The sequence below is a fragment of the Serratia proteamaculans genome, assembly GCF_013337185.1.
GTDB lineage: Bacteria > Pseudomonadota > Gammaproteobacteria > Enterobacterales > Enterobacteriaceae > Serratia > Serratia proteamaculans_D.
The window spans coordinates 434,771-447,843 of record NZ_SWDE01000004.1 but is presented as its reverse complement, the minus strand read 5'-3'; the positions used below and the strand labels follow the sequence as shown (position 1 = coordinate 447,843).

14 protein-coding genes are annotated in these 13,073 nt (G+C 56.7%); 9 read left to right on the top strand and 5 right to left on the bottom strand.

The window, feature by feature from the left end:
* Positions 1 to 63 precede the first annotated feature (63 nt).
* The 6 genes from thpR (at position 64) to folK (ending at position 5,044) form a co-directional block, all read left to right on the top strand.
* The gene (gene thpR, locus FCL49_RS18225) at positions 64 to 606 is read left to right on the top strand and encodes an RNA 2',3'-cyclic phosphodiesterase (RefSeq protein WP_174354619.1); all 543 of its coding nucleotides are present in this window, start codon (positions 64 to 66) and stop codon (positions 604 to 606) included.
* Entirely contained in the window at positions 603 to 1,310 is a 708-nt protein-coding gene (gene sfsA, locus FCL49_RS18220) for a DNA/RNA nuclease SfsA (protein WP_135317962.1), read from the top strand. The genes thpR and sfsA overlap by 4 nt, the downstream gene beginning before the upstream one ends.
* 183 nt (positions 1,311 to 1,493) lie before the next feature.
* Positions 1,494 to 1,949 carry an RNA polymerase-binding protein DksA gene (gene dksA / locus FCL49_RS18215; protein WP_085119044.1) on the top strand — a complete coding sequence of 152 codons (456 nt, stop codon included), beginning with the start codon at positions 1,494 to 1,496 and terminating at the stop codon, positions 1,947 to 1,949.
* A gap of 71 nt (positions 1,950 to 2,020) precedes the next feature.
* Positions 2,021 to 2,932, top strand: coding sequence for a tRNA glutamyl-Q(34) synthetase GluQRS (gluQRS, locus tag FCL49_RS18210; protein WP_174354618.1), 912 nt, complete (start codon positions 2,021 to 2,023; stop codon positions 2,930 to 2,932).
* A 61-nt stretch (positions 2,933 to 2,993) separates the two neighbouring features.
* Positions 2,994 to 4,544 (top strand): polynucleotide adenylyltransferase PcnB, encoded by a 1,551-nt coding sequence (gene pcnB, locus FCL49_RS18205; RefSeq protein WP_174354656.1) that lies wholly within the window; start codon positions 2,994 to 2,996, stop codon positions 4,542 to 4,544.
* On the top strand, positions 4,544 to 5,044 hold the full coding sequence (gene folK, locus FCL49_RS18200) for a 2-amino-4-hydroxy-6-hydroxymethyldihydropteridine diphosphokinase (RefSeq protein ID WP_174354617.1): 501 nt from the start codon (positions 4,544 to 4,546) through the stop codon (positions 5,042 to 5,044). The genes pcnB and folK overlap by 1 nt, the downstream gene beginning before the upstream one ends.
* 27 nt (positions 5,045 to 5,071) lie before the next feature.
* Here the strand turns inward: folK and qseC are convergent, their stop codons facing one another.
* Complete coding sequence (gene qseC, locus FCL49_RS18195; RefSeq protein WP_174354616.1) at positions 5,072 to 6,430, bottom strand: quorum sensing histidine kinase QseC; 1,359 nt, start codon at positions 6,428 to 6,430, stop codon at positions 5,072 to 5,074.
* Positions 6,427 to 7,089, bottom strand: coding sequence for a quorum sensing response regulator transcription factor QseB (qseB, locus tag FCL49_RS18190; protein ID WP_135317967.1), 663 nt, complete (start codon positions 7,087 to 7,089; stop codon positions 6,427 to 6,429). Before qseB ends, qseC begins: the two co-directional genes overlap by 4 nt.
* Positions 7,090 to 7,258: 169 nt before the next feature.
* Between qseB and panB the strand changes: the two genes are divergently transcribed.
* From panB to panD, 3 genes are all read left to right on the top strand, one after another.
* The gene (gene panB, locus FCL49_RS18185; protein ID WP_174354615.1) at positions 7,259 to 8,053 is read left to right on the top strand and encodes a 3-methyl-2-oxobutanoate hydroxymethyltransferase; all 795 of its coding nucleotides are present in this window, start codon (positions 7,259 to 7,261) and stop codon (positions 8,051 to 8,053) included.
* A 24-nt stretch (positions 8,054 to 8,077) separates the two neighbouring features.
* The gene (gene panC, locus FCL49_RS18180) at positions 8,078 to 8,932 is read left to right on the top strand and encodes a pantoate--beta-alanine ligase (RefSeq protein ID WP_174354614.1); all 855 of its coding nucleotides are present in this window, start codon (positions 8,078 to 8,080) and stop codon (positions 8,930 to 8,932) included.
* 297 nt (positions 8,933 to 9,229) lie between these two features.
* Positions 9,230 to 9,610: an aspartate 1-decarboxylase gene (gene panD / locus FCL49_RS18175; protein ID WP_012146695.1), complete on the top strand. Its 381-nt coding sequence runs from the start codon at positions 9,230 to 9,232 to the stop codon at positions 9,608 to 9,610.
* A gap of 38 nt (positions 9,611 to 9,648) precedes the next feature.
* Here panD and FCL49_RS18170 read toward each other — a convergent pair whose 3' ends face one another.
* From FCL49_RS18170 to FCL49_RS18160, 3 genes are all read right to left on the bottom strand, one after another.
* Positions 9,649 to 10,929, bottom strand: coding sequence for a polysaccharide deacetylase family protein (locus FCL49_RS18170; protein ID WP_174354613.1), 1,281 nt, complete (start codon positions 10,927 to 10,929; stop codon positions 9,649 to 9,651).
* Between the two features lie 222 nt (positions 10,930 to 11,151).
* Complete coding sequence (locus tag FCL49_RS18165; RefSeq protein ID WP_012146697.1) at positions 11,152 to 11,922, bottom strand: ABC transporter permease; 771 nt, start codon at positions 11,920 to 11,922, stop codon at positions 11,152 to 11,154.
* Positions 11,919 to 12,842 carry an ABC transporter ATP-binding protein gene (locus FCL49_RS18160; protein WP_012146698.1) on the bottom strand — a complete coding sequence of 308 codons (924 nt, stop codon included), beginning with the start codon at positions 12,840 to 12,842 and terminating at the stop codon, positions 11,919 to 11,921. Before FCL49_RS18160 ends, FCL49_RS18165 begins: the two co-directional genes overlap by 4 nt.
* Positions 12,843 to 13,073 lie beyond the last annotated feature (231 nt).

Below are 13,073 nucleotides of genomic sequence, written 5' to 3'. Positions count from 1 at the left end.
GTTAACATTGGACGGCGCACATTGTAGCATTAGACTCCGCCTTTCATTACTTGCCGGGAACCTATGTCCAGCTCGCGCCGCCTGTTTTTCGCCCTGACCTTGCCTGATGCGCTGCAGCAACAGGTGATCCGCTGGCGCGCCGAAGCCTTCGCGCCGGAAGTCGGCCGGCCGGTCGCGGCAGCCAATTTGCATCTGACGCTGGCCTTTCTTGGTGATGTCTCGGCGCAAAAAGAATCCGCGTTGAAAAAGTTGGCCAGCCGTATTAGCCAGCCCGGTTTCAGCATGGTGCTCGATGACCTCGGCCACTGGCCGCGCCCCGGCGTGGTCTGGCTAGGTACCCGCCGTGCACCACGCGGCCTGTTGCAGTTGGCGGAGCTGTTGCGATCGCAAGCGGCCCGCAGCGGCTGCTATCAAAGCCCAATGCCGTTTCATCCGCATATCACCCTGCTGCGCAGTGCCACGCAGCCGGTCGCCGTACCGCCCGCTACGCCGGGCTGGAACTTCAGCGCCAACGAATTCGCCCTGTACCAGTCAGTGTTTGAAAACGGCCGCACACGTTATCAGATGCTTGAGCAATGGTCTTTAGCCCATCAGGAAACGCCATGATTTTTTCGCCACCGTTGCGCCACGCCACGCTGATTAAACGTTACAAACGCTTTCTGGCGGATGTCGTTACCCCGGAAGGGGAAACCTTCACCCTGCACTGCGCCAATACCGGTGCCATGACCGGCTGTGCCACGCCCGGCGATACCGTCTGGTATTCCACCTCGGATAACCCCAAGCGCAAATATGCCCACAGCTGGGAGCTGACGCATACCCAACAGGGGGACTGGATCTGCGTGAACACCCTGCGTGCCAACACCCTGGTACGTGAGGCAATCGAACAGAATCTAATCAATGAATTATCCGGTTACAGTAAAATCAGCAGCGAAGTAAAATATGGCGGTGAGAACAGCCGTATCGATTTGTTATTACAGGCAGAAGATCGCGCTAACTGCTATATTGAAGTTAAGTCAGTCACATTATTGCAACAACAACGTGGTTACTTCCCTGATGCGGTAACGCTCAGAGGACAGAAGCACTTACGTGAGTTGCTAAGCGTGGTTGAAAGCGGGCAACGGGCGGTATTGTTCTTTGCTGTGTTACATAGCGGTATTGAGCAGGTCGCACCGGCACATCATATAGATGAGCGTTATGCGACACTGTTGGCACAGGTTCAGCAGTTGGGTGTAGAAGTGGTTTGTTATGGGGCTAAATTATCACCTGACGGTATATATCTCTGCGATAAGTTACCGTTTTTTATCGATTAGCACTGACCGGGTACTAATAATTCGACAACCGGTTAACGCGTCGCCAAATACGCCTTCCTTCACACCATTGTCAAGCAGGCGACAGGAATAATTGCCAACCTACTTCCCATCTGTTATTTATAGCGGCCTGTTTTTCCCCCACATTGGGGATTCGATAGTGCGTGTGTATGTAGGAGAAGCAACATGCAAGAAGGGCAAACCCGTAAAACCTCGTCCTTGAGCATTCTCGCCATCGCTGGGGTGGAGCCGTACCAAGAGAAGCCGGGCGAAGAGTACATGAACGACGCCCAGTTGTCGCATTTCAAGCGCATTCTTGAAGCATGGCGTAACCAGCTCAGGGATGAAGTTGATCGTACGGTAACTCATATGCAGGAAGAGGCAGCTAACTTCCCTGATCCGGCCGACCGTGCCACTCAGGAAGAAGAGTTCAGTCTTGAACTGCGTAACCGCGATCGTGAACGCAAACTGATCAAAAAGATCGAGAAAACGCTGAAGAAAGTAGAAGACGAAGATTTCGGCTACTGCGACTCTTGCGGCGTGGAGATTGGCATTCGTCGCCTTGAAGCGCGTCCGACTGCCGATTTGTGCATCGACTGCAAGACTCTGGCCGAAATCCGCGAAAAGCAGATGGCAGGCTAATACAGTTGTTACCGCTGCGGCGTGCGTTCTGCGTGCGCCGCACAGAGAAAAGGGAATGTTTCCCCTCTGATATGCAAGAAAGACAATATGTGGGGCGCTTTGCCCCATCGCCTTCCGGAGATCTGCATTTCGGCTCGCTGATTGCCGCTCTGGGAAGCTACCTCCAGGCTCGTGCCCAACACGGGCAGTGGCTGGTTCGCATTGAAGATATCGATCCCCCGCGCGAAGTCGCCGGTGCGGCCGATCGTATCTTATCCGCTCTGGAACACTATGGTCTCCTCTGGGACGGCCAGGTCATCTATCAATCCCAACGTCATGAATCTTACCGCGCTACTTTGGATCAACTGCATCAGCAGGGGCTAAGCTATTGCTGCAACTGCACCCGCAGCCGTATCCAGCAGCTTGGCGGTCTGTATGACAGCCACTGTCGTCATTTGAATCTTGGCCCACAGGGCGCCGCCATTCGCTTACGTCAGTCCGCCCCGGTTTACGCCTTTCATGACCGTCTGCAGGGCGAGTTGCAGGCCGACCCGGCACTGGCACGGGAAGACTTTATCATCCGCCGTCGCGATGGGCTGTTCGCCTATAATCTGGCAGTGGTGGTGGATGACCATTTTCAGGGCGTTACCGAAATCGTGCGTGGGGCCGACCTGATCGAACCCACGGTGCGCCAGATAGCGCTGTACCATCAACTGCAGGCGCCGGTGCCCGCCTATGTGCATCTGCCGCTGGCGCTGGGCGCTAACGGTATCAAATTGTCGAAGCAAAACCATGCGCCCGCTCTCCCCGACGGCGATCCACGCCCAACACTGGTGGCCGCGCTGAAATTTCTGCGCCAACCGCTGCCGGAAAGCTGGCAAGATCTTGACCTGTCGTTATTATTGAGCTGGGCAGTCGCTCACTGGAAGCTGGACCATGTGCCGCGCCGGGAGGCCATTTCCCTGGACGAAAACACATCGGCATTCTCAAAAGAGCCATGGTGAGCTATGATTAGCCGCTATTTTTTGTTAGCGCCATTTTTATCAGACACTATCGAGGTGTACCATTTTTACCCGAGTAGCCAATTTCTGCCGTAAGGTGCTAATCCGCGATGACAAGCAGCCGCGCGATGATGCGCCGGTCAGCGATAAAAACGTAGTCCGCGAAGAAAGCGTGGTGGCGGAACAGCCGGCCGCGCCGCAGCGACGTTCCGTCGATCGCGGCAGAGAGAGCCCTGCCCGCCGGCCGGCACCGCGTAAACGCCCACCTTTTCCTGCCGCCGAGGGAACCGGCTCAATGACCGTGATCCCCCGCGACCAGCACTCCATCTCACGTAAAGACATCAGTGAGAATGCGCTGAAGGTGCTGTATCGCCTGAACAAATCCGGCTTCGAAGCCTATCTGGTCGGTGGCGGTGTACGCGACCTGCTGCTGGGCAAAAAACCGAAAGATTTCGACATCACCACCAACGCGACGCCGGAGCAAGTGCGCAAGCTGTTCCGCAACTGCCGTCTGGTAGGCCGCCGCTTCCGCCTGGCCCACGTGATGTTCGGGCCGGAAATCATTGAGGTTGCCACCTTCCGTGGTCACCACGAGCAGCAAACGCCGGAATCTGACAAAAATTCTTCCCAGCAGGCCCAAAACGGCATGCTGCTGCGCGACAACATTTTCGGCTCGATCGAAGAAGATGCCCAGCGCCGCGACTTCACCATCAACAGCCTGTATTACGGCGTAGCGGACTTCACCCTGCGTGATTACGTCGATGGCCTGCGCGATCTCAAACAGGGCGTGATCCGCCTGATTGGCGATCCGGAAACCCGTTACCGTGAAGACCCGGTGCGTATGCTGCGCGCGGTGCGCTTTGCCGCCAAGCTGGACATGACCATCAGCGATGAAACCGCCGAGCCAATCCCGCGCCTGGCGTCCTTGCTGCATGAGATCCCGCCGGCGCGTCTGTTTGAGGAATCACTCAAGCTGCTGCAGGCAGGCTACGGTTATCCGACCTATCTGAAACTCTGTGAATACCAGCTGTTCCAGCCGCTGTTCCCGCAGATTGCACGTCACTTCACGCCGAGTCAGGACACGCCAATGGAGCGTATTCTGGCGCAGGTGCTGAAGAACACCGACTACCGTCTGCAAAACGACATGCGCGTCAATCCGGCGTTCCTGTTTGCTGCTATGCTTTGGTATCCGCTGCTGGAACATGCGCAGAAACTGGCGCAGGAAAGTGGGCTGGCGTACTACGACGCCTTCGCGCTGGCGATGAATGATGTGTTGGACGAGCAGTGTCGTTCGCTGGCCATCCCGAAACGCATCACTACGCTGGTTCGCGATATCTGGCAGTTGCAGCTGCGTCTGTCCCGTCGTCAGGGCAAGCGTGCACACAAGCTGATGGAACATCCGAAATTCCGCGCCGCTTACGATTTGCTGGCGCTGCGTGCCGAAGTAGAAGAAAACCAGGAAATGCTGCGTCTGACCGAATGGTGGGGCGAGTTCCAGGAAGCCACACCGGCACGACAGAAAACCATGTTGAGCACTTTGGGTGACGATCCGGCACCGCGCCGTGCGCGTCAGCGCCGCCCTCGCCGTCGGACGCCGCGTAAAGAAGGAGAATAATGATCCGCGTTTATATCGCGCTGGGCAGCAACCTGGCGCACCCGCTACAGCAGGTGAAAGCCGCACTGGAAGCGCTGGAGCATCTCCCGCGCACCCGGTTGATCGTTTGTTCTTCGTTTTACCGCACCAAGCCGCTGGGGCCGCAGAACCAGCCGGACTTTCTCAATGCGGTGGTGGCTCTGGATACCTTGCTGCCCGCCGAACAGTTACTCGATCACACTCAGGCGATAGAACGCAATCAGGGTCGCGTGCGCAAAGATGAGCGCTGGGGCCCACGCACCCTCGATCTGGACATCATGCTGTATGGCGAACAGGTGATTCATACCGATCGCCTGACGGTGCCGCACTACGGTCTGAAAGAGCGTGAGTTCATGCTCTATCCATTGGCAGAAATCGCCCCCGAGTTAGTCTTCCCGGACGGCGAATCGCTGGCCAGCTGCCTCAAACGCGTACCGCAAAACGGCATGGAGCTCTGGCACCAACCCAGGCCAAAAGCCTGAGTCAGCGCAGGATCTGCAGAACGCCCCCTACAGCGCTACCTGAGCAACAAAGCCCCCTTCAGGCCGATTGGCAAAGCTAACCCGCAGCCCGTGTAAACCGGCGATGCGTTGCACAATTGACAACCCCAACCCGCTACCGGTCTGTTCCTGACCCGGCGGACGATAAAAACGCTCCCCCAACCGCGCCAGATGTTCCGTCGTCACGCCCGGACCATTATCCTCGATCGTCAGCAGACGCTCTGTCAGCCTCACAGTGACCGTACCGCCCGCCGGGGTGTAACGCACCGCATTATCCACCAAATTGCGCACCAGCAGCGACAGCAGCAACGCTTGCCCCTGTAACGGCGCTGGGGTGCCCTGCTGTTCGTAACGCAACGTGACGCCGGCCGCATGTGCATGACGATCCTGCTCGGCCAACGTCATCGGCACCAGTTGGCTCCAGTCGGCAGCTTCCAACTCGGCGAGGTCTGACAGGGAGTCCAGCCGCGACAGCGTCAGCAGTTGATCCACCAGCCGGGTGGCGCGATCGATACCTACCGTCAGATTACCCAGCGCATGCTCGCGCATCTGCTCATCATCACCGGCCAGTTGTACCACTTCCGTTTGCACCCGCAGCGCCGCCAACGGGCTGCGCAGTTCGTGGGCGGCGTCAGAAGTAAAACGTCGTTCACGTACCAATAGCGCATTGATTCGGCTAAACAGAGCATTAAGCGCATCGACCAGTGGCCGGACTTCGGTCGGTACCTGACCGGCATCCAGCGGCGTGGCATCGTCCGGTGCGCGCTTACGCAGCCCGGCAGCGACGGTGCGTAATGGCCGCAGCTCGCGCCCGACCATCAGCGCAATCAGCAGCATCAGCATCGGCAGCGTCACCAGCCACGGCACCAGTTGCCCGGTCACCATGCCCAGTGCCATATCGCGGCGATAATCCCACTCCTGCCCCACCACGATGCGATAACGGCCGTCCGGGCTGGTCAGCCACAGCAGCCGCCAACTGTCGTCATCGCCCTTGCGTTCTCCGTCGGTGAAACCTTCGCGGTCGCCGTCAAAGCGAAAATCCGCGCCGTTCTCCCCATCATTGAGCAGCATCTTGCCGTTGCGGTCGAAGATGGCGAACGCCAGCGCATCATCATCCTGCTCGCCACGCTTGCCGTGGTGCACCAGTTTTTTGGTTTTCGGCAGGCTGCGCACGCTCTCGTCTGCCAACAGATCGCCCAGGTTGGCGGTTGCCAGCCGTTTGGCGAACAGCATCTGCTGGGTATCGAAGACTTCGTTGATGGTGTTGCGGCTCATCTTCCACGCCACCAGGCTGGCAGCGCACCAGGTCAATAACGCCAGCAGGCTGAAAATCAGGATCAATCTCAACCGCAGACTAAGATGTTTCACGCGTTGTCCCCCAGCGTATAACCTACGCCGTGAATGGTGCGGATAAACCCGTTACCCAGCTTGCGCCGCAGATGATGGATATGCACCTCCACCGCGTTGCTGCTGACTTCGTCGTCCCAGTTGTACAGCTTTTCCTGGATCAGCGGACGCGCCAATACCCGTCCCTTGTTATGCAGGAACAGCTCCAGCACCGCCAATTCACGCGGGGTCAGCGTGACCGGCTCACCGTTGCAGCTCACGCTACGGGTTGCGGTATCGAACACCACATTGCCATGGACCAGCTGCGGCATCAGTTGGCCATGACGGCGGCGGATCAATGCCTGCAGGCGCGCCGCAACCTCCGTCAGGGCAAAAGGCTTGCACAGGTAATCATCGGCACCGCTTTGCAGACCGCTGACCCGTTGCTCCAGTGCGTCGCGCGCGGTCAGGATCAGCACCGGTACGTCATGGCCGGCCTGTCGCCACTGACGCAGCAGATCCAGGCCATCGAGGCCCGGCAGGCTCAGATCGAGGATCACCGCATCGTAGGGCGCGCTTTCCAGCGCATTTTTGCCGACCAGTCCATCGGTAAACCAGTCCAGATTAAAGCCCAGTTTGGTCAGCCCGGCCTTGATCCCGTCGCCGATTAACTTGTCATCTTCTATCAGCAGAATTCGCATGTGCGTCCTTTTTTAGCCATTGCCGCCCATTACACCACAAGGTTCTTAAGAACCGCTTAAGCATTATGATCTGCGCTACCCACCCCGTTAGGGTTACAGTAGAATGACAGCACTTTTTTGCAGCCAGGGCCCTGCGTACGCCGCGCGGCTCTATTCAGGAGACGTAGTGATGAAACCCACCACCGTGACCCATTTGCGCCAGTGGAAGCAGGAACAGCGAAAGTTTGCCTCCCTCACCGCCTACGATGCCAGCTTTGCCAAACTGTTTGAAGAGCAAGGCGTTAAAGTGCTGCTGGTGGGCGATTCACTGGGCATGACGCTGCAGGGCCACGACTCCACCCTACCGGTCACCGTCGCCGACATCGCCTATCATACCCGTGCCGTGCGCCGGGGGGCTCCGGCTTGCCTGCTGTTGGCCGACCTGCCCTTTATGAGCTATGCCACCCCGCAGTTGGCCTGCACCAATGCCGCCGAGCTGATGCAGGCCGGTGCCAATATGGTGAAGCTGGAAGGCGGCAGTTGGCTGTGTGAAACGGTGAAAACACTCACCGAACGCGCGGTGCCGGTCTGCGGCCATCTCGGCCTGACGCCGCAGTCAGTCAACGTATTCGGTGGCTACAAGGTGCAAGGCCGCGATGAACTCGCCGCCAAGCAACTGTTGGAAGATGCAAAAAATCTGGAACTGGCCGGAATCCAACTGCTGGTGCTGGAGTGTGTACCAACCGAACTGGCACGCAAGGTCACCGAAGCCCTGACCATTCCGGTGATCGGCATTGGTGCCGGTAACGTCACCGATGGGCAGATCCTGGTGATGCACGACGCCTTCGGGATTACCGGTGGCCACACGCCAAAATTCGCTAAAAACTTCCTGGCACAGAGCGGCGATATCCGCTCGGCGGTGCAACAATATATTCAGGACGTAGAGCAAGGCATTTACCCCGCTGAAGAGCACTCTTTCAACTAAAGTGTCCGCGTTAGGAGTTATGGAATGGTAATTATCGAAACCCTGCCGCTGTTGCGTCAGCAGACCCGCCGCTGGCGTCAGGATGGGAAACGCATCGCGCTGGTGCCGACCATGGGTAACCTGCACGAAGGTCATATGCGGCTTATCGATGAAGCCCGCGCGCGTGCCGATATCGTGGTCGTCAGTATTTTCGTCAATCCGATGCAATTCGAACGCCCTGAAGATCTGGCCAGTTACCCACGCACCCTGCAGGAAGACAGCGAAAAACTCACCCGCCGCGGCGTCGAACTGGTGTTCGCACCCGCACCGGCCGATGTCTATCCGCAGGGGCTGGCACAGCAAACCTATGTCGACGTACCGGGCATTTCCACCATGCTGGAAGGTGCCAGTCGTCCGGGCCACTACCGCGGCGTCGCCACCATTGTCAGCAAGCTGTTCAATCTGGTGCAACCGGACCTGGCCTGTTTTGGCGAGAAGGACTACCAGCAACTGGCGCTGATCCGCAAGATGGTGGCGGATATGGGCTACGACATCGACATTGTTGGCGTACCGACAGTTCGCGCCAAAGATGGCCTGGCGCTCAGCTCACGCAACGGTTACCTGACTGCCGAAGAGCGGAAAATCGCCCCGCAGCTCAGCAAAATCATGAATGCGCTGGCTGAACAGCTCAGCAACGGTGAACGCCACGTCGACGAACTGCTGGAGCAAACCGCAGAGCACCTGCGCAACGCCGGGTTCACCCCGGACGAGCTGTTTATCCGCGACGCCGACAACCTGCAACCGCTGGGTGTTGAAAGCCAACGTGCCGTGGTGTTAATGGCCGCCTGGCTGGGTAAAGCGCGGTTGATCGACAACCAGCAGGTTGACCTGACGCTGTAGGTTTTTGCATATTTGGTACCGTTGTTACCGGGAAAGTAATAAAAAATCTACCCTAATGGATTTCGAGTTGCAGCTAGGCGGCAAGTACGGGAATCCCCAGGAGCTTACTCAAGTAAGTGACTGGGGTGAGCGACAAATCTGTCGGGAACAGATTTGAACGCTGCTTGCAGCGGCCCCTAGGGGCAAGACCCACGGATGGGTCTTGTAAAGCAGCCAACAACGCCGCAGCTTGAAAGACGAAGGGTATAAACGCCACCTCAATCGCCTGTGAAGGCTGATACTCAGTTAGGTAAAGTTATGATACGTACTATGCTGCAAGGCAAGCTGCATCGGGTGAAAGTGACTCAGGCCGACTTGCACTATGAAGGCTCCTGCGCCATCGATCAGGACTTTCTGGAGGCCGCAGGCATTCTGGAATATGAAGCTATCGATATTTATAACGTTGATAACGGTCAGCGTTTCTCGACCTATGCCATCGCAGCCGAACGCGGTTCGCGCATTATTTCGGTCAATGGTGCGGCAGCACGCTGCGCCTGCGTGGGCGACAAACTGATCATCTGCTCCTACGTACAGATGAGCGATGCCGATGCCCGCCAACATCGCCCGAAAGTTGGCTACTTCGAGGGTGACAACCACCTGCAGCGCAAGGCGAAAGCCGTGCCGGTTCAGGTCGCGTAAAAGTAAAAACGGGCGCTGCCGGCGCCCGTTCCTTCCTGCTATTGCACCACCAGCGTTCCTGGCTTGTTGGCGATTCTGTCCGCCATGGTCTGAATCGAGTCGGTGCGCAAAATATACAGCCGTTTCAGCGTATAGGGGTTATCCCCCGGTTTCACTTTGCCCTGCACCGTGGTCACCGCCATATGAAAACCGGCGTCTTTCGCGGCCTGTATCGCCCGCTGGTTGTAGCCACCGAACGGATAGGACAGGTACAGCACATGCGGATTAAACTGCGACAGCGCACGACGTGAATGCTCAAAATCGAATTCAATATTGTGCAACGAGCGGCTCAGCAGGATCGGTTGACGATTACCGTCGGTACGGTGCAGGAAATGGGTATGCGACTGCACGTCAAACACATCCTGGATCTGCTTGAGTTCGGAAACGCTCATAAACTGTAGCGAGTCAGGGTTCCACTTCTGCGGGTGGCGCTTGATGCGCGAAGAAATAATAAACGCCGTGGCGCGGAAACCGTAGTTCTTCAATACCGGGTAAGCGTAGCGATAGACCGATTTCAGCCCGTCATCAAACGTCAGCACCACCGCCCTGCCCGGCAGGTTAATCTGGTTCTTCAGGTAGGCTTCCAACTGATACAGGGAAATGGTGTCGTAGCCCGCCTGCTTCAGGTAGGTCATCTGGTTACTGAACGCCACGTCAGAGGTGGTCGTCGAGGTATGGCGGAAGCGCTTGTTCTCTTCGTTTTTCAGCAGATGATGATAGGTCAGTATCGGTATACCGCTGTCAATCTCGCAGTCCAGCTCACTGACATAACCCAGGCGATCGCCAATGTTAATCTCATACCAGGTATTGTTGAGCCGATCTTTCAGCTTGCCGATAATCGGGTAGCGCAAGTTTTCTTCCAGCATGCCAAACACATCGCTGGTGTTATCCGCATCGGTATAGACGTTGATCGCCTTTTGCGTGATCAGGTTCTGGTTAGTCAGCGGTTTATTCAGTTCCCCCAGATCATCTTTCACCTTGCGTGATTTTTTAAGCTCACGCACGTCGTCTTTATCGATAAAACCCGTTCCGTGGCCGAATTTGAACTCGTAATATTCCGCATCCGCCGGGAACACCTGGATCAGTTGCCCCTGCTTCACTTCACCGACAGGAATGACATGCTCGCCAATCAGCGAATAAACCTCACTGTCGCGTTGCGCTTCCATATATTCGGATTTAACGGCACTGTCTTCCGACAGCAAATTTGCCAGGCTTGCCGGGGCGACAAGTGACAACATAATGCCGAGTAACCCAGCCGCTATCTTGTGTGTAGACCGCATGGTTATGTTCTGCTTACGAGTGCGTAATACCCGTCGCCTTTCTAGCCGCAACTTGAAATGCATAGGGCATATAACAAAATGGAGAAAATGTGGAGCGCCAGCATAGCATGATTTGAACAGCGGGGAGAAAGGGGTTATTTGAGCAATTCTATTGATTTACAGGCGGCTTGCTTCAGGTCAAGAAAAGCGTCCCCGCAGGTGATTCCCGGGGACGCTGGTTAATCAGGTACGCAGACCGCGACCGCGCTCAATCAGGTACCAGGACAGCAGGTAGAACACCGCAATAAACGCCACCAGCACCGTCATGGTCAGCGTCAACGGCACGTCGCTGATGCCCAGGAAGCCATAGCGGAACCCGCTGATCATGTAGACGATCGGGTTCAGTTTGGACACCGCCTGCCAGAACGGCGGCAGCAGCGTCAGCGAGTAAAACACCCCGCCCAGATAGGTCAGCGGCGTCAGCACGAAGGTTGGGATCAGGCTGATGTCGTCAAAGGTCGTGGCAAACACCGCGTTGATCAGCCCCGCCAGCGAAAACAAAATCGCCGTCAGCAGCAGCGTAGCGACAATCACCCACCAGGCATGCACCTGCAACGGCACGAAAAACAGCGAAATCACGGTCACCAGCACGCCAACGCAAATACCGCGCGCTACGCCACCACCGACGTAACCGGCAATCACCACGTGCGTCGGTACCGGCGCCACCAGCAACTCTTCGATATTGCGCTGGAATTTGGCGCTGAAGAACGATGACGCCACATTGGCGTACGAGTTGGTGATCACCGCCATCATAATCAGACCGGGGACGATAAACTGCATGTAATCAAAACCGTGCATTTCCCCAATGCGTGAACCAATCAGGTTGCCGAAGATGATGAAATACAGCGTCATGGTGATCACCGGCGGCACCAGCGTCTGGATCCAGATGCGGGCAAAACGGTTGATCTCTTTGGCCCAGATGCTCTGCAAGGCCACCCAATACAAACGCATCATGCTTTTTCTCCATTACCGTTAACCAGGGTGACAAACAGCTCTTCCAGCCGGTTAGCCTTGTTACGCATGCTCAGTACCTGAACGCCCTGCGCACTGAGCTGAGCAAACAGGCCATTCAGGCCCTGTTCACGCATCACTTCCACTTCCAGCGTTGAAGTGTCCGTCAGGCGATGGCGGTAACCGTCCAGCTTCGGCAACGGGCTTTTCGCCGCCAGATCGAGGATAAAGGTTTCAGACTTCAGCTTGGCCAACAGGCCTTTCATCGAGGTGTTTTCCACCAGTTCACCGTTCTGGATAATGCCGATATTGCGGCACAGCATCTCTGCCTCTTCCAGATAGTGGGTGGTGAGAATGATGGTGGTGCCCTGGGCATTCAGCTCTTTCAGGAAGCCCCACATCGAGCGACGCAGCTCGATATCTACCCCGGCGGTCGGTTCGTCGAGGATCAGCAATTTTGGCTGATGCATCAATGCACGAGCAATCATCAGTCGGCGCTTCATCCCGCCAGATAACATGCGGGCGCGTTCGTCGCGCTTGCCCCACAGATCCAGCTGGGTCAGGTATTTTTCCGCCCGCACCAGTGCCTCACGGCGGGTCACGCCATAGTAGCCGGCCTGATTGACCACAATCTGCATCACGGTTTCAAACGGGTTAAAGTTGAATTCCTGCGGCACCAGCCCGAGTTGGCGTTTGGCGTTGACGATGTCTTTATCGATGTCGTAGCCGAACACCCGCACGCTGCCGGACGTCTTATTGACCAGCGAGCTGATAATGCCGATGGTCGTGGATTTTCCGGCGCCGTTAGGCCCCAGTAAAGCGTAAAAATCCCCCGCCTCGACGTTCAGGTCAATCCCGCGCAATGCCTTGACGCCACCGGCGTAAGTCTTGGTTAGCTGCGCTATTTCCAGTGCATAATTCATAAGTTAAAAAGTACCTTGTGACGATGAGTATGCTGCTGCGTCTTGTAATGAAGGTGATGTTATCATCAGCAGCGTTTTCACTGAGGCAAATCCGTGCGGAAAATTCAGGTTCCATCCCGCCTTACTGTGTAAAAAGTGGCTGAATACCCTCTCGCGTAATTGTTCCGATTTCCAAATTGTGACGCTTGTCCTATATTACCCCAACGCAATCTGTCCGCTACAGGCCTATAA

What these genes read in the sequence shown, in the direction of transcription:
- panD (WP_012146695.1), top strand. Translation starts at nt 9,230, where the DNA reads ATGATACGTACTATGCTGCAAGGCAAGCTGCATCGGGTGAAAGTGACT.
- FCL49_RS18170 (WP_174354613.1), bottom strand. Translation starts at nt 10,929, where the DNA reads ATGCGGTCTACACACAAGATAGCGGCTGGGTTACTCGGCATTATGTTG.
- thpR (WP_174354619.1), top strand. Translation starts at nt 64, where the DNA reads ATGTCCAGCTCGCGCCGCCTGTTTTTCGCCCTGACCTTGCCTGATGCG.
- panB (WP_174354615.1), top strand. Translation starts at nt 7,259, where the DNA reads ATGAAACCCACCACCGTGACCCATTTGCGCCAGTGGAAGCAGGAACAG.
- folK (WP_174354617.1), top strand. Translation starts at nt 4,544, where the DNA reads ATGATCCGCGTTTATATCGCGCTGGGCAGCAACCTGGCGCACCCGCTA.
- gluQRS (WP_174354618.1), top strand. Translation starts at nt 2,021, where the DNA reads ATGCAAGAAAGACAATATGTGGGGCGCTTTGCCCCATCGCCTTCCGGA.
- panC (WP_174354614.1), top strand. Translation starts at nt 8,078, where the DNA reads ATGGTAATTATCGAAACCCTGCCGCTGTTGCGTCAGCAGACCCGCCGC.
- FCL49_RS18160 (WP_012146698.1), bottom strand. Translation starts at nt 12,842, where the DNA reads ATGAATTATGCACTGGAAATAGCGCAGCTAACCAAGACTTACGCCGGT.
- qseB (WP_135317967.1), bottom strand. Translation starts at nt 7,089, where the DNA reads ATGCGAATTCTGCTGATAGAAGATGACAAGTTAATCGGCGACGGGATC.
- FCL49_RS18165 (WP_012146697.1), bottom strand. Translation starts at nt 11,922, where the DNA reads ATGATGCGTTTGTATTGGGTGGCCTTGCAGAGCATCTGGGCCAAAGAG.
- sfsA (WP_135317962.1), top strand. Translation starts at nt 603, where the DNA reads ATGATTTTTTCGCCACCGTTGCGCCACGCCACGCTGATTAAACGTTAC.
- dksA (WP_085119044.1), top strand. Translation starts at nt 1,494, where the DNA reads ATGCAAGAAGGGCAAACCCGTAAAACCTCGTCCTTGAGCATTCTCGCC.